Consider the following 23056-nt stretch of genomic DNA (forward strand, 5'->3'; position numbering starts at 1 on the left):
GACGGGCCTGGGCACGGGCCCCCGTAACGCAGGAAGCCTCGGTAACACGGGGTTCACATCCGGGCAACGGACGGGAAATCGCGTCTTGCCAAGCTGCGGCGCATAGACCGCTGCACCCGCAAAGGATGGCGTCCGTGACGTTCAAGGCTGAGTACATCTGGATCGACGGCACCGAGCCGACCGCCAAGCTCCGTTCCAAGACGAAGATCATGGACGGCGCGCCGTCGGGCGACGTGGCGGATCTGCCCATCTGGGGATTCGACGGCTCCAGCACCAACCAGGCCGAGGGCCACGCGTCCGACCGGGTACTGAAGCCCGTCTTCACCTGTCCGGACCCGATCCGCGGCGGCTCGGACATCCTCGTCCTGTGCGAGGTCTTCAACATCGACATGACGCCGCACGAGTCCAACACCCGGGCCGCGCTGCGCCCGCTCGCCGAGCGGTTCGCGGGCCAGGCCCCGATCTTCGGCATCGAGCAGGAGTACACCTTCTTCGACGGCCACCGGCCGCTCGGCTTCCCCGAGGGCGGCTTCCCGGCCGCGCAGGGCGGCTACTACTGCGGCGTCGGCGCGGACGAGATCTTCGGCCGCGACATCGTGGAGAAGCACCTCGACAACTGCCTGGCGGCGGGGCTCGGCATCTCCGGCATCAACGCCGAGGTCATGCCCGGCCAGTGGGAGTTCCAGGTGGGACCGCTGTCCCCGCTGGAGGTCTCCGACCAGCTGTGGGTGGCCCGTTGGCTGCTCTACCGCACCGCCGAGGACTTCAACGTCTCCGCCACCCTGGACCCGAAGCCGGTCAAGGGCGACTGGAACGGCGCGGGCGCGCACACCAACTTCTCCACGCGGGCGATGCGCGAGGGCTACGACGCGATCATCACCGCGTGCGAGTCGCTGGGCGAGGGCTCCAAGCCGATGGATCACGTGAAGAACTACGGCGCGGGCATCGACGACCGGCTCACCGGCCTGCACGAGACCGCCCCGTGGAACGAGTACAGCTACGGGGTCTCCGACCGTGGCGCCTCGGTCCGCATCCCGTGGCAGGTCGAGCAGGACCAGAAGGGCTACATCGAGGACCGCCGCCCCAACGCCAACGTCGACCCGTACGTCGTCACCCGGCTGATCGTCGACACGTGCTGCACCGCGCTGGAGAAGGCCGGCCAGGTCTGACCCCGACGCCGGTCACGCGAGGAGGGGCCCGCCGGTTCGCCGGCGGGCCCCTCCCCCGTGGGCGGTGACGGCCGGGCGTGAGAAGCGTTACGCAAAGGGTCCGTATCGACGGGTGGGAGGAGTCTGCTGTACGGCCGCGATGTCTGCTTCAATGGAGCACATGGCCAGCTACCAGCACATCGCGTCGGGTCGCAGCGACCTCGAACCGTTCTGGCCTTCCCGTCAGCACCATGATTTCGACCGGGTGTGTTGCCGCGCGTGGAACGCGCAGGCCCACTAAAGCCGCTCACCCCGGCCTTCGGTCCGCGCGCACGACGTAAGTCCGTCCCTGACGACTCCTCGCGCGAAAGAGCTGACCCTCATGGCGAACACCCGTACTTTCTCCGCCGCGTCCGCCGCCACCGCGGCGTCACCGGCGCCTGCTGCGGCCCGTCCCACCGCCCGTTCCCTCCCCGCCCACCCGAACCGGCACCGGCTGCGCGCGGTCGACCGTGACGAGGTCGCCGGGCCGCCGGCCGGCGTGGCGGACTTCCTCCCGCCCGGGGCCACTTGGCTGCCCGCCCCGCAGCACACCCTGCCCGCCCTGCCCGGTCAGCCGCCGATGATCGGTTACCTGGTGCTCGTGCCGGCCGACCAGCAGCAGGCGCTCGCGGGGGCCGTCGCGGCCTCCCGGCCCCGGCCGGGCGGCTCACCCCTCCCCCCGCGGCCGGAGCCCGACCGGTCGGTCGGCGAGGGGGCGCCCGCCGGTCCGGTCCGGATCGACGCCACCCGGCGTACGGCTTCGGTCGACGGCGTCGCCCTCGACCTCACGTATCTGGAGTTCGAGCTGCTGTCGCATCTGGTGGCGCACCCGCACCGGGTGCACACCCGCGACCAGTTGGTGACGACGGTGTGGGGTTACGGGCATGTGGGCGACGGGCGCACCGTCGACGTCCATGTCGCGCGCCTGCGCCGCAAGCTCGGTGCCCAGTACCGCCGTTCGATCCAGACGGTCCGGCGGGTCGGGTACAAGTACACGCCCTGACCGGCTCGGTCCACCCGGAACGTCCGGCGGCCCCGGACCGCGGTTCCTCCTCACCGTGGTCCGGGGCCGTCCGGGCGTCTCAGAGCTGCCGGCCCGCCGGGACGGGGGTGCTCACCGGGCCGGCCGGCTCGTCGTACCCCTCATGGCTCTCCTCCGCCAGGCTCGGCAGGCGCGAGAGGAGGCGCGGCGTACGCCAGTTGCGCTCGCCCAGGAGCAGCATCACGGAGGGCAGCAGCACCATCCGTACGACGGTGGCGTCCAGCAGCACCGCGACGGCGAGGCCGACGCCCATCTGCTGCATGTCCTGCATGGACAGGGTGCCGAACACCGCGAACACCGCGACCATGATGGCCGCCGCTCCGGTGACCGCCCCGGCCGTGCGCCGGATGCCGGTCTCGATCGCGGCCCGGTTGTCCAGGCCGCCGCCGCGCGCCTCCCGGATGCGGGAGACGACGAACACGTGGTAGTCCATGGACAGGCCGAACAGGACGACGAGGACGAAGAGCGGCATCCACGCCTCGATCGCGCCGACCCCCTCCGAGCCGATGAGCGACGCGCCCCAGCCGTGCTGGAAGACGGCGGTCATCACGCCGTAGGAGGCGGCCACCGAGAGCAGGTTGAGGGCGATGGACGTCACGGCGATGACGTAGCTGCGGAAGCAGAACAGCATCAGCAGGAAGGTGACCGCGGTGATGAAGGCGAAGACCGGGACGATGCCGCGCCGGAGCTGGTCGTTGAAGTCGACCGATCCGGCGGTCTCCCCGGTGACGTGGGCCTTCGCACCGGTGGAGTCGAACGCGGCGGGCAGGCGCTTCTCGCGCAGTTCGGTGAGGTCGGTGGTGCCGCCCGGGAGCGGGATCTCGATCTCGGCGACGTTCTCGGCGCGGTGGACGGTGACGTCCTCGAAGCCGTCGAGGGCCCTGGTGACGTCCGGGGCGGTGATGTCGGGCGCGGTGACGACGACGAGGGCGGGGGCGGGGCCGCCGGGGAAGCTCTCGGTGATGCGGCTGTGGGCGATGGAGAGCCGCGAGTCGGAGCCGAACTGCTTCTCCAGGCCGAGGGATTCGGTCTTCATGCCGAGGGCGGGCGCGGCGAGGGCGAGCAGCAGGACGACGGCGGCGACGGCGAAGGCGCGGGGCCGGGCGAGTACGGGGCCCAGCACCCGGCCGACGATCCGGCCGCTGCCGGCCTGGCCGTGCTGGGCGCGGCGGTTGAGCAGCGGGATGCGGCCGGCGTCGATGCGGTCGCCGAGCCAGGAGAGCAGGGCGGGCAGGACGGTGACCGAGCCGAGCATGGCGATGAAGACGACGATGATCGTGGCGAGCGCGAACCCCTTGAACAGCAGGAGTCCGGAGAGGAACATGCCACCCATCGCGACCATCACGGTGAGGCCGGAGACGAGCACCGCCCGGCCGCTGGTGGCGGCCGCGATGCGCAGGGCGGTCTCGGCGTCCCGTCCGGCGGCGCGTTCGTCGCGTTCGCGGCGCAGGTAGAAGAGGCAGTAGTCGACGCCGACGGCGAAGCCCATCAGGAACATCACCGAGTAGGTGGTCTGGAACAGGTGCAGCTGGTGGCTGGCGATCGACAGGAGGCCGAAGGCGGCCATGCACGCGGTGAGGGCGAGCCCGACCGGGAGCAGGGCGGCGACGACCGCGCCGAAGGCGACGAGGAGTATGCCGAGGGCCAGGGGTACGGCGGTGAACTCGGCCTTCTTGAAGTCCTCGGCCAGCAGGTCGCCGAGCCACTTGCCCGCGCTGGCCTCGCCGAACTGGTGGATCTCGGTGTCCGGGTGGTCCTCGCCCACGGCGGCGACCGCGTCCAGGACGGGCTGGATCCGGTCGGACGAGGTGGCGGCCTCGCCCTTCATCTCGAAGGCGATGAGGGCCTCCTTGCCGTCCTCGGAGGCGACGGGCGGGGCGATGTTCTGTGCTTCGCCGGTCTGCCGTACGGCGTCGGCGAGGGCTTCGGCGGCCGGCTTCCAGTCCCCTGCGGCGGGGGCGGAGACCATGACGAGTTCGCCCGCGGGTTTGTCGAGTCCGGCGTCGAGGAGGATCTGCTCGGCGCGGGCGGACTCGCCCGCGCCGTTCTCTGCGTTGGTCATCTCGACCATGCCGGTGGCCCCGCCGATGCCCGTGGCGAGCACGACGAAGAGCAGCCAGCCGAATACGGCCGTCTTGCGATGACGGGTGCTCCACACGCCGATGCTTGCGGCGAGATTGCGCCTCATGCGGTTTCCGGGCCTCGTGCGGTTTCCGGGCATCGTGCGGTTTCTGCGCCTCATGCGGTTCTCCCCCGGAGGTAAGCGTCAGGTAAGTGATCGGGACGCTTCGAATCTAGGAATCGGACGCGGTCCGCCCCAGCCGTCGGGGCCCCCGGTCGCGGAGGCGTAGGGGGCGGATGCGGGGTGGTGCCAGGTACACCCCCTCCGGGTGGCGGACCGGCTGACGCGGCGGGGCGGGGCCGGGTGAGACTGGCACCCGGACCGGGACCAGCCCGGCTCCGGTGAGGGGGGAGAGACCCGCGATGAAGGTGTTCTCTGGACGGCTGCGGTCGGCGGCGCTGGCGGCGGGGCGCGGACTGTTCCTGTCGGTGGCCGGCCTGGCGGCGTCCATCACTCTGTTCGTGCTCGCGGTGCTCTCGATCGCCTTCATCCTGCTGGGCGTCGGCGTGTTCACCACCCCGGTGGTGCTGGAGGCGGTCCGCAAGCACGCCAACCAGCGGCGGCTGTGGGCGGCGACCTGGTCGTACGTGCGGATTCCGGTCCCGTACCGGCCGTTCCCGAAGGATCTGCGGCCGGGCGTCACGGGTCAGGTGGAGCGCACCACGCTGATGCTGAAGGACCCGGCGACCTGGCGGGACCTGCTGTGGCTGCTGATGGACATGACGGCCGGCACGGTGCTGGCCGTGGTGTCCGCCGGGCTGATGCTCTACCCGATCGAATCGGTGGTCCTGGCGGCGGGGCTGTGGCGGGTGTTCCAGGACGACCCGTACTGGTACATGTTCGTGCCGGTGAGCAGCCAGCTGACCGGTCTGGCCGCCCTGGCGCTGGGCATCGTGCTCTTCCACCTCGGCATGCGCGGTGCCGAGCCGGTGCTCCGGGCGCACTTCCTGCTCGCCCGTACGCTGCTGGGGCCGAGCCGGGACGAGAAGCTGGCGCAGCGCGTCGAGCGGCTGACCGAGACCCGGCACGAGGCCGTGGACACCGCCGCGTCCGAGCTGCGCCGCATCGAGCGGGACCTGCACGACGGGGCGCAGGCCCGGCTGGTCGCGATGGGCATGAACCTGGGCACGATCGAGGCGCTGATCGAGAAGGATCCGGCGCAGGCGAAGAAGATGCTGGCGATGGCCCGGGAGTCCTCGGCGGAGGCGCTGACCGAACTGCGCGACCTGGTGCGCGGCATCCACCCGCCGGTCCTCGCGGAGCGGGGCCTCGGCGACGCGGTCCGGGCGCTGGCCCTGCGGCTGCCGGTCGCCTCCGAGGTGACGGTGGAGCTGCCGGGGCGGGCACAGGCCCCGGTGGAGTCGGCGGCGTACTTCGCGGTCAGCGAGGCCCTGACGAACACGGTGAAGCACGCGGGGGCGGAACGGATCTACGTGGACCTCCACCACGCGGAGGGGATGCTCCGGATCTCGGTGACGGACGACGGCAGGGGCGGTGCGGTCGTCGGATCGGGCTCGGGGCTGAGCGGAATCGAACGGCGACTGGGTACATTCGACGGCGTCCTGGCCGTCAGCAGCCCCGCGGGCGGTCCCACCATGGTGACCATGGAGATTCCTTGCGAGTTGTCCTAGCCGAAGATCTTTTCCTGCTGCGCGACGGCCTGGTGCGCATGCTGGAGGCGTATGGCTTCGAGATCGCCGCGGCTGTGGAGACCGGGCCCGAACTGACCAGGGCCCTGGCAGAGTTGGAGCCGGACGTCGCCGTCGTCGACGTCCGGCTCCCGCCGTCCCACACGGACGAGGGCCTCCAGTGCGCCCTGGCCGCCCGCCGGGCGCGTCCGGGGCTTCCGGTGCTGGTGCTCTCGCAGCACGTGGAGCAGTTGTACGCACGGGAGTTGCTGGCGGACGGCGACGGCGGCATCGGCTATCTGCTGAAGGACCGGGTCTTCGACGCGGACCAGTTCATCGATGCCGTACGGCGGGTGGCGGCGGGCGGCACGGCGATGGACCCGCAGGTCATCTCCCAGCTCCTGTCCCGCCGTTCGCAGGACCGGCCGATGGGCGGACTCACCCCGCGCGAGCGGGAGGTGATGGAACTCGTGGCCCAGGGCCGCTCCAACGCCGCCATCGCCTCGCAACTGGTGATCACGGAGCGGGCGGTGGCCAAGCACACGTCCAACATCTTCGGCAAGCTCGATCTGCCCCCGTCGGACGACGACAACCGCCGGGTGCTGGCGGTGCTGGCCTATCTGGACCACGGCTGATCCGTCGTACGCGGCCGGGGGCGCAGGGTGTCGATCAGCCCGCGAACCAGCCCGCCGCGCGCGGCCGGGGTGTGCGCAGGGTGTCGATCAGCCCGTGAACCAGCCCGCCGCGTCCAGCCGGAACGCTCCGGCGGGGGCCATCGCGCGCAGGTCCCGCTCCAGGGCGGCCAGCCGCTCCTCGCCGAGTGTGCGGGCCCATTCCGCCCGCAGCCGGTCGAAGCCCTCGGCGGACCGGGTCAGCAGGTCGCCGCCGTGCGGGGTGAGGCGGATCAGGGTGCGCCGGCCGTCGGCGGGGTCCGGGGCGCGCTCCACGTAACCGAGCGCCTCCAGCTTCTCGACGGTCTTTCCGGCGGCCTGTTTGGAGACCCCGAGCCGCCGCCCGATTTCGCCGATGGCCGCGCCGTCGCGTCCCACCGCCTGGAGGGCGAAGCCGTACGCGGGCCGGGCCCCGGGGTGTCCGTGCTCGGCCAGCTCCCGGTGCAGGGCATCGATGATCGAGCGGAAGCCGGCGAAGAGCAGCAGCGGCAGCTCGAAGCCATTGCGAGGTTCGACAACCTGGTTTACCTTTTTTTCGTCAACCATGTTGTCGACCTTAGTCGGCCCTGCCCGATCCGCCCACGTAGTGAGGCATCGCCATGCCCTTTCCCGATCTCACCCCCGAGACCGCCCCGCCCGGTTCCCGGCGGGCCATGGAGGCGGTGACCGAGCGGCTGGGCTACCGGCCCGCCGCCATCGCCCGGCTCGCCGCCTCGCCCCACACCCTGGACGGCTTCCTGAAGATCAGCGCGATTTTCGAGGCCTGCACCCTGGACCCGCTCTCCCGCGAGGTCCTGATCATGACGATGGCCACCCGCAACGACTGTCACCTCTGCGTCGCGATGCACACCGCGAAGCTGACCGCCCTGGACGCCGATGCGGCGCTCGTCGCCGCCCTGCGCGACCGCACCGGCCCCCCGCTTCCCGACGAACGCCTCGAAGCCGTGCGGCGGTTCACCCTGGCGGTGCTCGATTCGGCGGGCGCGGTGGACGACGCGACCCTGCGGGACTTCCTGGCGTACGGCTACACCGAGCAGAACGCCCTCGAAGTGGTCCTGGGGATCGGCGCGTACACCCTGTCGACCCTGGCCAACCGGCTCACCGGAGCCCCCGTGGACGCCCCCTTGGCCGCCTTCGCCTGAGGGTCGGCGGTCCGGTCCGCTTCCGGCCGGAGCTTTCCACGAACCGGCCGGGACGCCGAAACCGGAAGGGGGTTCAGGGGTGGGCGACGGCGAGACTCACCACGTACGCCTCCTCGACCTCGCCGTCCGGGAACTCGGCGGCCAGCAGCGCCCTTTCGCGGTCGAAGAAGTCGCGGACCTCGACCGGGTCGCCGATCAGGAAGTCGGAGTGGGTGGCCAGGTTGGCGATATGGGCGTCGATCGGTACGCGCCGGCTCCATGCCACCTGCCGGGTGCGGAAGTCGAGCCCGTCGGGCAGTCCGGCCCGGAAGCGGGCCCGGTGGGACGGGACGGCGGGGACCTCCACGCCGAAGAAGACCCGCATCCGGTTCTCCTGGTCCACCAGCCATGGCACGGACGGGTCGCCGTCGTTCCACCAGAGCGCCAGCGCCCCGCCCGGGCGCAGGACCCGGCGGGCCTCGGGTATCGAGCGTGCCGGGTCGGTCCAGTGCCAGGCCTGGGCGTACGTGATCAGGTCCATGGAACCGGTCCGCAGCGGCAGGTTGTTCCCGTCGCCCCGGACCAGGGAGACGTCCGGCAGCCCCCGGCGGAACTGCTCGGCCATCCCGTCGCCCGGCTCCACCGCCGTGACCCGGGCGCCGCGCTCGTACAGCCGTGCCGTACCGAGCCCCGTCCCCGCTCCGACGTCCGCGACCCGGGCTCCGGCGAGCGGCACTCCGGCCAGCTCCTCGACGGCGTCGAACAGGGCGGGCGGGTAGGAGGGGCGGTGCGCGTCGTAGTCGGCGGCGATGGCGTCGAAGGAGCGGGCCTGCACGGGTTTCGTCATACGGCAATCATCGCGCGGAGCCTTGGGGAACGGCACGGAACTCTCTGCACGCCTCTGGTTCCCCCGCATACCCGTCAGTACATTGACATCATGTCTAATACGCAGCCAGCGGCGGTCGCGTCGGAGCGGACGCCCCTCAAGGCCCGCAAGGTCTCCTTCGCCTGGGAGAAGACTCCCCTGCACTGGGTGCCGGGCGACCCGTTCACCACGCACACCATCAACGTGCTCCACCTGCTGCTCCCGGCCGGGGAGCGGTGGTTCATCCACGTCTACCGGCAGATACTCCCGTACATACACGACGACCGACTGCGCGAGGACGTCCTCGGGTTCATCGGCCAGGAGGCCATGCACTCCCAGGCGCACGACGATGTGCTGCCGCATCTGCGGGAGTTGGGGCTCGACCCGACCCCGTACACCGCGCAGGTCGACTGGTTCTTCGAGAAGCTGCTCGGGGACCGGACCCTGCCGCCGGGGCGGGCCTCGAAGTGGTGGCTGATGGAGCGGGTGGCGATGATCGCGGCGATCGAGCACTACACCGCGTTCCTCGGCGACTGGATCCTCAACGCCGAAGCCCTGGACCGCCGGGGCGCGGATCCGACCATGCTCGATCTGCTGCGCTGGCACGGGGCGGAGGAGGTCGAGCACCGGTCGGTGGCCTTCGACGTCTTCACGCACGTGGACGGCGGCTACCGACGGCGGGTGCGCACCTGGGCGGCGGCGTTCTCCGCGCTGGTGTTCCTCTGGCAGCGCGGCACCCGCTTCTTCATGGAGAACGACCCCACGCTGCTGGGCGGCAAGGCTTCGTTCAAGGCGTTCCACGCGAGCGGAAAGCAGGGCACGCTGCCCAGCACGGGCGCGATCCTGCGGTCCGTGCCGAGCTATCTCAGCCGGTCCTACCACCCCTCCCGGGAGGGCAGTACGGCCCAGGCCGTGGACTACCTCACGCACTCCCCCGCCGCGCTTGCCGCCGAGACCGCCACGACGGGAAGGTTCTGAACCATGGCCCTGCCTCGTCTGCGTACCGTCGTGCTCGTCTCCGGCGCCGCCCTGCTCGCCCGGCGCGCCCTGAAACGCCGGATCGCCCGGTCCCCGCTGTGGCCGCTGCCCGCCCTGCCCGAGCCGATATCGGGCCACTCGAAGCGGCGCGCGGCCTCGGTGCGCCGACTGCTGATCACCGGGCGGAACGAGGTCGCCGACGGTGTCGTGCAGCTCCGGCTGGAGGGGGCCGTTCTGCCGCGCTGGGAGCCGGGGGCCCATCTGGACCTGGTGCTGCCGTCCGGTCTGGTGCGGCAGTACTCGCTGTGCGGCGACCCGGAGGACACCGGCGCGTACACGGTGGCGGCCCGGCTGGTGGAGGACGGCCGGGGAGGCTCGCGGGAGGTGCACGAGCAGCTCCGGGAGGGGCTGGAGATCGAGGTGCGCGGGCCGCGCAACCGTTTCCCGCTGGCCGAGGCCAGGGCTTACGTCTTCGTCGTCGGCGGCATCGGGATCACCCCGGTGTGGCCGATGCTGCGGTCGCTGGCCGCGTCGGGGGCCGACTGGCGGCTGCTGTACGGGGGCCGGTCGCGGAGGTCGATGCCGTTCCTGGCGGAGATCGAGAGGCTCGGCGCGGACGGGGACCGGGTCACGGTCGTCGCCCAGGACGAGGCGGGCCACCCGGGCGTCGCGGCGACGCTGGGCGGTCTCGCCCCGGGCACGGCGGTCTACTGCTGCGGGCCCGAGCCGCTGATGGACGCCGTGGCCGCCGCGCTCCCGGAGGGGCTCCCGCTGCATCTGGAGCGGTTCTCCGCCGCGACGGAGGACGCGGCGGGCCCGGGCTCCGGGGCGTTCGAGGTGGAGTTGCGGCGCAGCGGGCGCACGGTGCCGGTCGCGGCCGGGCAGTCGGTGCTGGCCGCTGTCCGAACGGCGGCGCCCCATGTCGCGTACTCCTGCGAGCAGGGATTCTGCGGGACCTGCCAACAGCGGGTCCTGGAGGGCGAGATCGATCACCGGGACGATCTGCTGACCGACGACGAGCGGGGCGACTCGATGCTGATCTGCGTCTCGCGGTGCCGGGGCGGGCGTCTCGTCCTGGACCTCTGAACGGCTACGGCGAAGTCACGCACTGATCCCTGTCCGGCACGGGTCTGTCACGGCCACCCCCCATCTGTACGACCTCGTACAGATGAGAGCCCAGCACCCATCTATACGATGTCGTACAGATGGGTGGTCGGAGCGGAACGGAGCAGATCATGGCGGTGGCTCGCACCCCGCGTCACAAGTGGATCGACGAAGGATTGCGTGCGCTCGCGGCGGGCGGCCCGGACGCCGTCCAGATCGAGACGCTGGCGAAGACTCTCGGCGTCTCCAAGGGCGGCTTCTACGGATACTTCGCCGGTCGGCACGCCCTGCTGGAGGAGATGCTCGACCGGTGGGAACGCGAGATCACCGAGGACGTGGAAGCACGTGTCGAGGAGGAGGGCGGCGACGCGAAAGCCCGGCTGCGCCACCTGTTCGCGATCGTCGACTGGGGGCACGGGCTCGGTACGGACATCACGACCGACCTGGCGATCCGTGACTGGGCCCGGCGCGATCCGGCGGTCGCGACACGCGTTCGGCGCGTCGACAACCGCCACATGGACTACCTGCGTTCACTGTTCCGCGCGTTCTGCGCCGACGAGGACGAGGTCGAGGCACGCTGCCTGGTCACCTTCTCGCTGTACATCGCCGACCAGTTCATGTTCGCCGAGCACGGCGGTCGCAGCCGTGTCGACATCCACGAACTGACGACGAAGTGGTTGCTCCACTCCGTCGGCGACTGACGGGAGCGGGCGGGGGCGTGCGCAGCCCGGATAGGCTGTCCGCATGACGACCGGGGTGCGGCGCAGGATGGGCGTCGACGAGCGCAGAGCGCAACTGATCGGCGTCGCGCTGGACTTGTTCAGCCGCCGCTCGCCCGAGGAGGTGTCGATCGACGAGATCGCCGCGGCCGCGGGCATCTCCCGTCCGCTGGTGTATCACTACTTCCCCGGGAAGCAGAGCCTGTACGAGGCTGCGCTGCGGCGGGCCGCGGACGAGCTGGCGGCCCGCTTCCTGGAGCCCCTGGAGGGACCCCTGGGCGCGCGGCTGCTCCGGGTGATGGGGCGGTTCTTCGACTTCGTCGACGAGCACGGCCCCGGCTTCTCGGCGCTGATGCGGGGCGGGCCCGCGGTCGGTTCCTCGACGGCGAACGCCATGATCGACGGGGTGCGGCAGGCCGCGTACGAGCAGATCATCACGCACCTCGGAGTGACCGAACCACCGGCCCGGCTCGAACTGGTGGTCCGTTCCTGGGTCTCGCTCGCCGAGTCGACGGCGCTGATCTGGCTGGACGGGCGGCGCATCCCGCGCGCCGAGCTGGAGACACAGCTGGTGCACGACTTCGCGGCGCTCGCCGCGGTCAGCGCCGCGCACGACCAGGAGATGGCGGGCATCGTGCTGCGGGTGCTGTCGCAGGAGCCGGCGGACGGCCCGTTCGGTGACCTGCTCGCCCGGCTCTCCGCGTTCGCCCCGGACGTGCCCGCCGTGCCCGCGCAGCGCCTGCCGCGCTGACCCCCGGGACAGCCCTCAGACCGGCAGGCCGTTGCGGTGGGAGACGCGGCGGGCGGCGGCCAGCAGGGCGTGGATCTGCGGGCCCGCCTGGTCGATCTCGGTGACCGGGCGGGGGAACGGCAGGCGCACATCCTCGTGGGTGCTGGGGTATTCGAGCCGCAGGGTCACCCCGAAGCGGTCCATCGCCAGCGGCACGGCCCGCGTCATGCCGCGCTCCGGACGGGGGTGGACGAGGCGCAGGAGCAGGGGGACGAGTTCGGCGTGGTCGTCCACCAGATGGGTGAGCATGCCCGCCTCGCAGGCGGCGATCGGGTCGGTCTCCACCTCTTCGAGCTCCTCCAGGGTGATGAAGGCGCGCCCCTCGGCGTCCTCCAGGACGGCCTGCCCGAACTCCATGCAGGTGCTCTGCTCGGTGTCGGTGGTGTACGGGGCGGCCAGCAGCCCGGTGACCGTGACGCGGGCGCGCAGCCGGTCGCGTACGGGGGTGGGGGCGATGTCCGTGAACTCCAGGCGGGCGGGGACGCGTTCGGCGCTCGGCGCGTGGCTGCCGTCGTTCGGCGCGTGCAGGTGGATATGGCCCATCGCGCCCGTGCCGTCGAGGCGGCGGACTTCGGTGTGCAGTCCGTCGCTGACCACCGTCATGGAGTGGGCGACGGTCAGGATCGACCGGACGCGCTCGGCGCGGGTCGGCTGCGAGGCGCGGGGGCGGGAAAGACGCATCCGGGTTCTCCAGGAAGGGTCAGCGGAACCCAAGCGGCTACTTAGGTATGCCTAACCTTACTCACTCGGTCCGGGTGTGGGTAGTCCGGGACTCCCCCGTGCACCAGTCCCCCTCACGCCCAGGTCAGTCAGAGCTGTAACTCGGTACGCAGTGCGGCGGCGAGACCGACCTCCACGTTGTCCGACTGGCCGCGCTCGAAGGCGCGCTGGTAGGCCTCGTCGCCGACGGCCGCCCGCGCCTGGAGCTCGCACCTCTCACGGACCGGCCCCAGCTCGGGCGTGCCGCGCTGGGGATGGCCGACCATGCGCCAGTACGCGTGTCCGGTGCCGTAGACCCGGGCGGCCTGCGCGCCCGCGCCCTGGGCGGCGATGGCGGCGGCCAGGATGTCCAGCCCCAGCGCGATGCCGAAGCTGTCGCGGAGCCGGTGCTTGCCCGCGAGCATGGACCTGGCGTGCGTGGCGGAGGCTTCGGGGCGGCCCTGGAGCAGGGCGATCAGGGCGAGTTGGTAGTCCGCGTAGGAGCGGGTCCAGTGTTCGCCGCCGCGTTCGCAGGCCTGGCGCAGTGTGGTGGCCGCGGCCTCGGACTCGGTGAGCCGCCCGAGCGCGGTGAGCGCGAAGACGGTGATGAGGTGGCAGCGCAGCCGGTGGGCCGAGTCCACGGGCACGCCCTCGGTCATCCGCAGGACCCGCCCGGCCGCTTCCAGCGCCGCCTCGGGCTCCCCGGTCATCAGCTGGGTGAGACCCGAGAGATAGGCCGCGCCGAGCATGCCCTCGTCGTCCCGGTCGTACAGCGCGCCGGCCGTGCAGAGCGCGCCGGCCTTCTCGGCGGTCGCGAAGTCGCCCTGGAGCAGGGCCGCGACGCCGAGAACCCATTGCAGCCTGGTCCGGCGGGGTCCTTCGACGGGGCCCGCGTCCAGGGCCCGCCGGGCGTAGCTCCGGGCCTCGGAGAGGTGGCCGCAGCAGGCCCAGAAGAAGCCGACGCGGCCCGCCATCTCCTGGGCCCCGCCGACGTCGTGGAGGAGCAGGTGCTCCAGGGCGGCGCACAGGTCGAGGTGGGTGTCGGACACCTTGTGGTACCAGGACACCTGGTCCGGGCCGGTCCAGCCGTCGTGGGCGCGGCGGGCGAGGCCGAGGAAGCTCCGCGCGTGCCGGTCGGCGGCGGCGCGGGCCTCGCCCAGCTCGGTGAGCCACATCCGGCCGTACTCGCGGAGGGTGTCGAGCATCCGGTAGCGGTCGCCGTCACGCTGGACGACCGACTGGGCGACGAGGCCCTGGAGCGCCCGGTCCACCTCGTCCGGGGTGAGCGGGCCGCCCGCGCAGACCTCGCGGGCGGCCGCCTCGTCGAAGTCGGTCCGCAGCGGGGTGAGGCGGGCCCACAGGAGGCGTTCCAGCGGGGTGCAGAGCTCGTGGGACCAGCCGATGGCCGTGCGCAGGGTGCGGTGGCGGCGGGGCCACACCGTCGCGTCGGCGAGGAGGTCGAGGCGGGCCGTGCCCGGGTCCCCGCCGGCCCCGTCGAACCCGGGTGCGCCGCCGTCCACGCCCGGGCCCCCGTCGGCCCCGCCGAACCCGGGGGCGCCGGGGGCTCCGAAGCCGGGGGCTCCGAAGCCCGGAGCGAGGGCCAGGTCGCCGGCCCGGCCGGACGCGCCGAAGCCGGCGCTCCGGGCGTCGAAGCGGCTGCCGATCCGGGTGGCGAGCTGGGCCACGCCGTGCCGGCCTATGCCCGCGGCGGCCAGCTCGATGGCGAGCGGGATGCCTTCGAGGCGGCGGCAGATCTCGGTGGCCGCCGCCTCGTCGCCGGGGGCGTCGAGTCCGGCCCCGGGGTCGGTGGCGCGCAGCCGGTCGGCGAAGAGCTGGAGGGCGTCGGGCGCGCCGTCGACCGGGAGCGGCGGCACCTCGACGACGTACTCGCCCCGGGTTCCGAGCGGCTGCCTGCTGGTGACCAGGACGGTCAGGCCCGACGAGGTGGTCAGGATCTCGGCCAGCAGATGGGAGCAGGCGGCGCGGAGGTGTTCGGCGGAGTCGAGGACCAGCAGGAGGCGTTTGTCGCCGAGCCATTCGCAGAGCACCTCGACGGGCATCCGCAGGGTGTGGTCGGCGAGTCCGACCGCGTCCGAGACGGTGGGGAGCAGCAGCCGGTCGTCGGGGAGCGGGGAGAGGTCGGCCCACCAGGCGCCGTCCGGGTAGCGGTCGGCGGCGGCGCGGGCGGCCCGGAGCGCGAGCCTGGTCTTGCCGACGCCGCCGGGGCCGATCAGGGTGGTCATCCGGCGGATGGTCAACGCGGTTGCCAGCCGGACCAGTTCGGCCCGCCTCCCGACGAAGCTGCTCGTCTCGTCGGGAAGGTATCCCACCGTGGTCATCATCACCGTCCGGGCGCTGGGGCAGGGTGCGCCGGCGAGCCGACCGCCCCGGGTGGGGCTCCTGCCGCACGCACCGGGCCGGCCCCGCCTCCCCGAGGGGGAGAGCGGGGCCGGCCCGGTGACCAGGACGGCTGTCGCGGCTCCATTGCCGACGTCTGCCGTCACCGTAGTGCTGCCGGAGGTCAGCGCAGCGTGAAGACGGCCGCCGTGCGTCCCGGGACGGTGAAAGTGGCCGATTTCCCGTCGTACCTGGCTCGTTTGACAGTAGGGTCCGCGCCCTTGGCCTGGACGGGGTGCAGTGCGTACGTCTTCCCCGCCGGTGCGGCCAGCCGCTGGTCGGCGGCGGTCGGCGCGGCGTTGAGGACGACGACCAGCTCGCCGAGGCGCATGGTGATCACGCCGGGGGTCTCGGCCGTGCCGGAGAGCGGGAAGGACAGGGCGGACTGCACCTGGCCGGCGGTCCGCAGGGAGAACTCCTTCTCGGTGGAGCGGATGGTGAGCAGGTCGCGGTAGGCGGCCGAGGCCCCGTCGATCTGCGCGCAGTCCGGGGCGATGGTGCCGGCGGCGGCCAGGAGCGGCTTCGCGTACGCCCACTTGTCCCGGTTGTCGGCGGCGGGCGGCAGGCCCCGGCCGAAGCCGTTGCCGTCGCGGCAGTCCCAGTGCAGGGCGTTGAACCAGTCGCCGCTGTCGTAGGAGTTGCGGTCCAGGGACTTGGAGCGCAGCAGGTCGGTGCCGGCCTGGGAGAGCGAGGGGCCCTGGGAGAGGACGGAGGCGGCCATGGCCACCACCTGGGCCCTGGCCCGTTCGGCTGCCGTCGTGCCGGCCGGGAGCTTGAAGGCGAGGGTGTCGAAGAGGGTCTCGTTGTCGTGGGCGTCGGAGTAGGCGAGGGCGTCGCCGGGTGCGGCCGCGTATCCGGCGGGCGCTCCGTTGTAGTCGACCTCGGAGCCCTTGACCGTGCGGCCGGAGGTGTCGGTGAAGGTGTAGTCGGCGAGGTTGCCGGTGAGGCCGACCTTGATCAGGTCCTGGTAGTGCAGCAGCCGGGCCTTCTGCTCGGCGCGGGTGCCGTTGGCCGGGGAGGCGTTGGGGTCGGTGTAGAGGCCGGTGGCGAAGCCCTGGACGCCGGGGTCCTCGTCGAAGGGGCCGCCGCCGCGCACGGCGTCGCGGGCCCGGTCGGAGAAGGTGGCGATGCCGGTGCCGGCCATGTTCTTCTGGGTGGCCTGGACGAAGCGGGCGTCGTCCGCGATCTCGCCGAAGTTCCACCCCTCGCCGTACAGGATGATCTTCTTGCCGTCGACGCCGTCCTTGGCGAGGGTCAGCCCGTCCAGCGCCTCGCGGACGGCGAGGATGTTGTCCTTGGGGTGGTGGCCCATCAGGTCGAAGCGGAAGCCGTCGACCTTGTACTCCTTCGCCCAGGTGACGACCGAGTCGACGACGAGCTTGCCCATCATGGTGTTCTCGGGCGCGGTGTTGGCGCAGCAGGTGGAGGTGGCGACGCTGCCGTCCTCCAGGAGCCGCTGGTAGTAGCCGGGGACGATTCTGTCGAGGACCGACTTGTCGTCCTGTCCGGAGGCGACGGTGTGGTTGTAGACGACGTCCATGACGGTGCGCAGTCCGGCCTGGTTGAGGCCCTGCACCATCTGCCGGAACTCGACCGTGCGCCGGGTGCCGTCCGGGTCGGAGGCGTAGGAGCCCTCGGGGACGGTGTAGTGCAGCGGGTCGTAGCCCCAGTTGAAGCCGTCCTTGGCGGCGGCCTTGCCGACGCAGGCCTGCTGCTCCTCGGAGTCGGGGGCGTAGACGTGGAGATCGCAGGCGGGCTTGTGCTGGTCCGCCTTCTTCTCCGGAATGGTCCCGATGTCGAAGACGGGCAGCAGGTGGACGTAGCTGGTGCCGGAGTCGGCGAGCTTCTTCAGGTGCCGCATGCCCTTGGACCGGGAGTCCGTGAAGGCCAGGTACTCACCCGGGTGGGTCGCCGTGCGGTCCGTGACGGAGAAGTCGCGGACGTGCAGTTCCTGGATCTGGGCGTCCCGCAGCGGGGTGGCGGCGGGCTTCCTCAGACCGGACCAGCCGCGCGGGGCGAGCTTCGGGTCGGTGAGGTCGACGACGAGGCTGCGGGCGGAGTCGGCGGTCAGGGCGGTGGAGTAGGGGTCGGTGACCTTGTTGGTGACCATCTTCTGGACGGTGGGGGCCCAGACGGTCACGGCGTACCGGTAGGGCTTGCCCCGCCAGCTCTTCTTGCCGGTGACCGACCAGACGCCGGTGCGGTCGTCGCGCTTCATCGCGTGGGTGCGGCCGTCGAGTTCGAGCGAGACGGTACGGGCGGTGGGGGCCCACACGGAGAGCGTGGGCCTCGACTTGCGGAAGACGGGGCCGAGTTCGGCGGAGGCCGCCTTCTTCCCGTACAGGTCGTCCAGGATCCCGGCGGTCTGTACGCCGGTGGCGGCGAGCAGGGCGCCGTTGGCGGCGCGCTGGGTGGCGATGATCTGGCCGCGCAGGGAGGCACGGACCCGGTCCCGGTCGCGGACGTCGACGGTGAACGCCGGGTAGTCCTTGAGGTGCGGGTACTTCGCCTTCTGCGCGTCACTCAGCGCGGACCGCGTGAGCCGCAGCCACCGGCCCTCGTCGGAGAGAGCCCCGTCGACGACGGAGATGCCGCCCTCGGGGGCGTATACGAGCTGCTGGCTGGTGGCGTCGGTGGCCTTCACCTTCCAGACGACGGTGTCCTTGTCGAGCCACTGCGCCTCGGCCTTCGACAGGTCGGGGGCCGCGCCGCCGCCGGTCTGCGGGAGGAGGTAGCCGGGCTTGCCGCCGAGCATCCAGACCTCGTGGCCGTAGGTGGCCAGGTCCAGGGACTGGTCGGTGGGCAGGTCCTTCTCGTCACCCTTGTGCAGGATGTAGCTGAGTGTGGTGGCCCCGTCCACGAGCGGCACCTCGAAGGTGACCCCGTAGGCGTCCTTCCTCACCGGCATCAGCGGCTTGGACCAGTCGGTGGGTTCCTTGGCCCCGGCCCAGGTGTGCAGCCCCCAGCCGTCGTAGTTCCCGTCCGGGCGGTGGTAGTTGAGGACGGCCTTGCCGGTGTCCTGCGGCGGGGTCTCGGGGGCTTCGGCCCGCTGCCCGTCCTTGCCCTGCTCGATCCAGACCTGTCCGGTCACGCCGAGGTCGACGGTCCGTCGCGGGCCGTCGGCGGTGCCGTTCTTCTCGACGGTGTACGGGACGGAGTCGGTGCCCTTCTCCAGGTCGAGCCAGGCGAACGCGCCGTAGGCGTCCCGGCCGATGAACTCGGCCGTCTTCTCGCCGGACTTGAGCTGCCAGCCCTCGTAGTCGCCGTCGGGGCGCTGGTAGTGGACGACCGCCCGGTCGCGCTCGACGGCGACGGGCTTGGGCTTCGGCGGGGTCGCTCCGGCGGTGGTCGTGGCGAGGGCACTGGAGGTGCGGCCCGCCCGGTCGACGACGACGGCCTTGTAGCGCAGCGGGGTTCCCGCCTTCACCGTCTCGTCGAGGTACTGGGTGACCTTGTACGGGGCGTGGTCGGCCGAACCGAGCGTCTGCCACTTCCCGTTGCCCACCTGGGCGGCGAAGACGACCCGGTTGAGCTGTCCGCCGTCCACGTCGGCGGTGATCCCGACGGTGCCGGTGGCACCGGCGGCCGGGGCCTTCAGCGCGATCGTGGGCTTGGCGGTGGGAGCGCCCACGGCCCGGTCCGCCTTCAGCACGATGCTGGAGAGGGCGGGCACGGTGACGGTGACCTTCTTGTCCTCGCCGCTGCGGACGGCAGCGGAACCGCCGTACAGCGTACGGAAGTTCATGTCGGCCGACTCGGTGGTGAGCTGGACCTTCCGCGGGCTCGTGCCGTTGTTGGAGGCGACGAGGTATTCGTACGGGCGCCGGGTGTCGATGCGCGAGGTGGCGTACACCGAGCCTTCCGCGAACCGCTCGGTCTGGGTGCCGTCGCGCAGCGCCGGGTGGGCCTTGGTGAGCTTGGAGAGGGCGGCGATGGAGCGGTAGACCGGGTGCTCCGTGTCGTACGCGTCCGAGGCGTGCGTCCGGTCGGTGCCGAGCTGGTCGTCGTCGAGGTAGTCAGCGGTCTCCGAGGCGAAGAGCGTCTGGCGGGAGTCCTTGTCGCCGCCGGCTCCGGTGAAGCCCTGCTCGTCGCCGTAGTAGATCACCGGGTTGCCCCGGCCGAGGAACATCAGCTCGTTGGCGAGCCGGGCCCGCTTCAGCAGTTCGGCGTCGTCCGCCTTCGGGTTGTCCTGCTTCAGGAAGGTCCCGATACGGCCCATGTCGTGGTTGCCCAGGAAGGTGACCTGCTCGTAGGCGTTGGCCTTGTCGGTGGTGTAGCGGTAGTCGTTGCCGTACACGGAGGCGAGCCGGTCGGCGGGCGCGCCCTGGGAGGCGAACTGCCGGGCGGCGTCCTGGAACGGGAAGTCCAGCGTGGAGTCGAGGCGGCCCCGGGTGACGTACGGGGAGGTCACCTCGGTGTCGGCGGAGTACACCTCTCCGAACATGAAGAAGTCGTCCCGGCCGCGCTTCGCGGCGTACGCGTCGAGCGCGGTGGCCCACTGGGTCCAGAAGTCCAGGTCGACGTGTTTGACCGTGTCGATGCGGAAGCCGTCGATGTCGAAGTCGCGGACCCACTTCTCGTAGATCTTCTCCATGCCCTTCACGACCTCGGGACGCTCGGTCCACAGGTCGTCGAGCCCGGAGAAGTCGCCGTACTCGTTGGACTCGCCGGCCCACGTCGAGTCGCCCCGGTTGTGGTACATCGTCGGGTCGTTGAGCCAGGAGGGGACCTTCTCGCCGGTGCCGGGCGTCTGCACCGGGGTGTACGGGAAGGAGTCCTCGTCGACCTCTCCGACGCCGTCGCGGTCGTCGAAGGGGCGGCCGGTCTCATCGAGGTAGGGGAAGGCGCCCTTGGGCTGGTAGCCGTAGGCCTTCTCCGCGTAGTCGACGGTGTCGGCGGTGTGGTTGGTGATGACGTCGAAGAAGACCTTCATGCCCTTGGCGTGGGCCTTGTCGATCAGCCGCTCCAGGTCGGCGTTGGTGCCGAAGTGCGGGTCGACCTGGGTGAAGTCGGTGATCCAGTAGCCGTGGTAGCCCGCCGAGGCGTCCTTGCCGGTGCCCTGCACGGGCCGGTTCTTGAAGATCGGCGCCATCCAGATGGCGGTGGTGCCGAGCTCCTTGATGTAGTCCAGCTTCTGGGTCAGGCCCTTGAGGTCGCCGCCCTGGTAGAACCCCTTGTCGGTGGGGTCGAAGCCGTGCTCCAGCCGCGATCCGGTCAGCCCGCCCCGGTCGTTGGAGGTGTCGCCGTTGGCGAACCGGTCGGGCAGCACGAAGTAGAACTGTTCGCGCGTGAGGTCGTGCCGGTCCGCCTCACGGGCGAGCTTGGCGTCCGAGGGCGGGGCCGGAGGCCGGGGCGACGCGGCGGCGGTGGCCGCCGGGACGACGGGCAGCAGCGCCGCGCACAGGGCGGCCACCGTCCATCGTCCGAGGATGGTTCGGGACACGGAGGGTGCTCCTTGGGGCTTGATCGGTGGGTCGAGCGGCAGGCCGAGCGGTGGGCCGAGCGGTGGTCGGTCAGCGGGGAAGCGGGCCGGTGGCGATGTGCCACCGGCCCGCTGGAAGGGGCGGGGGTCAGCTGCGCCAGACGTCGGCGGTCAGCGTGACCTTCCCGGAGGCCGGGACGGTGGCGGTGCGGTTGGCGCCGCTCTCCCAGGTGACGTTGCCGGCCGCGTCCTTGCGGACGTACTTGTAGGCGAACGTGGTCCCGGCGGGCAGGTTCACGTCCAGCTTCCACACGGGGTACGCCGCCGGGTCGAGCTTCGGCGCGCTCGCCGGGTTCCAGTTGCCGAGGGCGGCCTGGTCACCGGTGACGTGGATGTTCTGGCCGAGCTGGGTGGTGGCGTTGACGCCGAAGGAGGCGCCGGAGGTGCCGTTGCCGGGGTCCGGGTCGGGGTTCGTGCCGCCTCCTCCGCACGTCCGGGCACCGGTGTGCAGGGCGACGGCGGTGCCGGCCGGGACGCTGGCGGTGAACTGGCCGGAGCCGTTGACGCTCACGCCCTTGCCGGACTGGACGTCGCAGTAGTCGCCGGCGGGCAGCGAGGTCTGGAAGGTCCGGTTCAGTGCGGAGCCCTCGTGGTTGATGGCGACGTACGCCTTGTTCCCCCGGCCGAAGGCGATCTGGTCGCCGCCGTTGTCCCACCAGTTGGTGACTCCCTGGCCGCGTGCGGTGTTGCGGAAGCCGACCATGGAGGAGATCTCGCGCCAGGCGTGCTGGCACTTCCAGCCGTCGCTGTAGCAGGCGTTCACCTGGCCGCCGTTGGGCGGTCCGGCGTCATGGTCGCTGAACTCGTAGCCGGAGTGGACGTCCGGGGAGCCGTAGGGGTAGGCCAGCATGAAGACGCCGGCCAGGGTGTAGGCGGAGCCGTTCTTGTAGTTGAGGGTGTCGCCGCCGCGCTCGGTGTCGTGGTTGTCGACGAAGACGGCGGACTTCCCGGACTCCATGAAGCCCCAGCCCTCGCCGAAGTTCTTCAGGTGGGCGAGGTTCTCGTTGAGGAAGACCTGCTTGAGGCTCCGCCCGTACCGGAACTCCTGGACGTCTCCGCTGCCCAGGTACTCGGAGGGCGAGACGGCCTCACCGGCCCCGAAGATCGCCTCGTGCTTCCAGTAGACGTTCGGGTTGGTCAGCCGGGACTTGATGTTGGCCAGGTCGCCGGCGGGCATGTGCTTGGCGGCGTCGATCCGGAAGCCGTCGACGCCGAGCGAGAGCAGGTCGTTGAGGTAGCCGGCGATCCTGCCGCGTACGTAGTCCTCGCCGGTGTCCAGGTCGGCGAGGCCGACCAGTTCGCAGTTCTGGACGTTGCCGCGGTCGTTGTAGTTGTTGCCGATCTGGGTCCGGCAGTTGTCCATGTCGGCGCCGGAGTAGAGGCCCGGGTAGTCGTACTTGGTGTACGCGGAGCCTCCGGTGCCGGTGCCGCTGCCCGCCGACATGTGGTTGATGACGGCGTCGGCGACGACCTTCACCCCGGCCGAGTGACACGTGTTCACCATGGCGGAGAAGGCGGCCCGGTCGCCGAGCCGGCCGGCGATCCTGTAGCTGACGGGCTGGTAGGAGGTCCACCACTGGCCGCCCTGGATGTGCTCCTGGGGCGGCGAGACCTGGACGTAGCCGTAGCCCGCCGGACCGAGGGTGTCCGTGCAGGCCTTGGCTATGGAGGCGAACTTCCACTCGAACATCACGGCGGTGACGTCCTTGTCGCCCGGGGCGGCGGCCTGAGCGGTGCCGGCGGCGCCGAATCCGGTGGGGACGACGAGGGCGGCTGCGGCGGCGGCCACGAGGGCGAGCGCGGCAGACAGGGGTCTGCGTGCCATGTCTTTCCTCCTGCGGGTGGGGGAAACGGGGATGACGGTGCAGCCTCGGTCGGCAACGCGCCGTGCCCTCAAGGCCTTGAAGGTTCTTGCTGCAAGAATGCAAATCTTGCCGCGGAGCAGACCGTACGAGCCCTCCCGTCGCCGGTCAACCCTTTGGACATCTCCCGCTCACATCCACGAAACAGCGGAGTTTCCTTCCTCGCCTCTTCGCGATTTCTCGCTGCAAGGCCTTTCGCAAGATATTGCGGGCCTGTTACGTTTCATCCCGACTCCGGTCCGGTCGGCCGGGGGATCCGGCACCGCTGCACGTCGTCGGACCCCACGCGCCCGGCCGACCGGGCCGGTCACGGCAAGAGAGGCACCCGGAGTCGCTACAACTCCCCGCCGGCCCGTCCTGGGCCGACTCCTGGTGCCTCTCCTGTG

16 protein-coding genes are annotated in these 23056 nt (G+C 71.5%); 9 read left to right on the forward strand and 7 right to left on the reverse strand.

The window, feature by feature from the left end:
- Positions 1-134: 134 nt before the first annotated feature.
- Positions 135-1169: a glutamine synthetase gene (gene glnII / locus ACH4KB_RS06090; protein ID WP_398064017.1), complete on the forward strand. Its 1035-nt coding sequence runs from the start codon at positions 135-137 to the stop codon at positions 1167-1169.
- Positions 1170-1530: 361 nt separating this feature from the next.
- On the forward strand, positions 1531-2193 hold the full coding sequence (locus ACH4KB_RS06095; protein ID WP_398064019.1) for a winged helix-turn-helix domain-containing protein: 663 nt from the start codon (positions 1531-1533) through the stop codon (positions 2191-2193).
- 79 nt (positions 2194-2272) lie between these two features.
- Here ACH4KB_RS06095 and ACH4KB_RS06100 read toward each other — a convergent pair whose 3' ends face one another.
- On the reverse strand, positions 2273-4420 hold the full coding sequence (locus ACH4KB_RS06100) for an MMPL family transporter (protein WP_398064021.1): 2148 nt from the start codon (positions 4418-4420) through the stop codon (positions 2273-2275).
- 296 nt (positions 4421-4716) lie between these two features.
- Between ACH4KB_RS06100 and ACH4KB_RS06105 the strand changes: the two genes are divergently transcribed.
- Positions 4717-5985, forward strand: coding sequence for a sensor histidine kinase (locus ACH4KB_RS06105; protein WP_398064023.1), 1269 nt, complete (start codon positions 4717-4719; stop codon positions 5983-5985).
- Positions 5970-6617, forward strand: coding sequence for a LuxR C-terminal-related transcriptional regulator (locus ACH4KB_RS06110; protein WP_398064026.1), 648 nt, complete (start codon positions 5970-5972; stop codon positions 6615-6617). The genes ACH4KB_RS06105 and ACH4KB_RS06110 overlap by 16 nt, the downstream gene beginning before the upstream one ends.
- An 87-nt stretch (positions 6618-6704) precedes the next feature.
- On the opposite strand, the gene ACH4KB_RS06115 is transcribed toward ACH4KB_RS06110, so the two are convergent.
- Positions 6705-7199: a MarR family winged helix-turn-helix transcriptional regulator gene (locus ACH4KB_RS06115; protein ID WP_398064028.1), complete on the reverse strand. Its 495-nt coding sequence runs from the start codon at positions 7197-7199 to the stop codon at positions 6705-6707.
- Positions 7200-7252: 53 nt separating this feature from the next.
- On the opposite strand from ACH4KB_RS06115, the gene ACH4KB_RS06120 reads away from it, so the two are divergent.
- Positions 7253-7795 carry a carboxymuconolactone decarboxylase family protein gene (locus tag ACH4KB_RS06120; RefSeq protein ID WP_398064031.1) on the forward strand — a complete coding sequence of 181 codons (543 nt, stop codon included), beginning with the start codon at positions 7253-7255 and terminating at the stop codon, positions 7793-7795.
- A 73-nt stretch (positions 7796-7868) separates the two neighbouring features.
- On the opposite strand, the gene ACH4KB_RS06125 is transcribed toward ACH4KB_RS06120, so the two are convergent.
- Complete coding sequence (locus ACH4KB_RS06125; RefSeq protein ID WP_398064034.1) at positions 7869-8621, reverse strand: class I SAM-dependent methyltransferase; 753 nt, start codon at positions 8619-8621, stop codon at positions 7869-7871.
- Positions 8622-8711: 90 nt separating this feature from the next.
- On the opposite strand from ACH4KB_RS06125, the gene ACH4KB_RS06130 reads away from it, so the two are divergent.
- From ACH4KB_RS06130 to ACH4KB_RS06145, 4 genes are all read left to right on the forward strand, one after another.
- A complete protein-coding gene (locus ACH4KB_RS06130; protein WP_398064036.1) occupies positions 8712-9617 on the forward strand; it encodes a metal-dependent hydrolase in 906 nt (301 codons plus the stop codon).
- Positions 9618-9620: 3 nt separating this feature from the next.
- A complete protein-coding gene (locus ACH4KB_RS06135; RefSeq protein ID WP_398064038.1) occupies positions 9621-10703 on the forward strand; it encodes a PDR/VanB family oxidoreductase in 1083 nt (360 codons plus the stop codon).
- Positions 10704-10852: 149 nt separating this feature from the next.
- Positions 10853-11422: a TetR/AcrR family transcriptional regulator gene (locus ACH4KB_RS06140; RefSeq protein WP_398064040.1), complete on the forward strand. Its 570-nt coding sequence runs from the start codon at positions 10853-10855 to the stop codon at positions 11420-11422.
- A 43-nt stretch (positions 11423-11465) separates the two neighbouring features.
- Positions 11466-12191: a TetR/AcrR family transcriptional regulator gene (locus ACH4KB_RS06145; RefSeq protein WP_398064042.1), complete on the forward strand. Its 726-nt coding sequence runs from the start codon at positions 11466-11468 to the stop codon at positions 12189-12191.
- 15 nt (positions 12192-12206) lie between these two features.
- Here ACH4KB_RS06145 and ACH4KB_RS06150 read toward each other — a convergent pair whose 3' ends face one another.
- From ACH4KB_RS06150 to ACH4KB_RS06165, 4 genes are all read right to left on the reverse strand, one after another.
- The gene (locus ACH4KB_RS06150) at positions 12207-12911 is read right to left on the reverse strand and encodes a DUF2470 domain-containing protein (protein ID WP_398064045.1); all 705 of its coding nucleotides are present in this window, start codon (positions 12909-12911) and stop codon (positions 12207-12209) included.
- A 128-nt stretch (positions 12912-13039) separates the two neighbouring features.
- Positions 13040-15271, reverse strand: a complete 2232-nt coding sequence (locus tag ACH4KB_RS06155; protein ID WP_398064047.1) for an ATP-binding protein — start codon at positions 15269-15271, stop codon at positions 13040-13042.
- A 179-nt stretch (positions 15272-15450) separates the two neighbouring features.
- The gene (pulA, locus tag ACH4KB_RS06160; protein WP_398064050.1) at positions 15451-20769 is read right to left on the reverse strand and encodes a pullulanase-type alpha-1,6-glucosidase; all 5319 of its coding nucleotides are present in this window, start codon (positions 20767-20769) and stop codon (positions 15451-15453) included.
- Between the two features lie 127 nt (positions 20770-20896).
- Positions 20897-22633 carry a carbohydrate-binding module family 20 domain-containing protein gene (locus tag ACH4KB_RS06165; RefSeq protein ID WP_398064053.1) on the reverse strand — a complete coding sequence of 579 codons (1737 nt, stop codon included), beginning with the start codon at positions 22631-22633 and terminating at the stop codon, positions 20897-20899.
- Positions 22634-23056: the final 423 nt, after the last annotated feature.

Origin of the sequence: Streptomyces sp. NPDC017520 (assembly GCF_044329855.1) — a bacterium.
GTDB lineage: Bacteria > Actinomycetota > Actinomycetes > Streptomycetales > Streptomycetaceae > Streptomyces.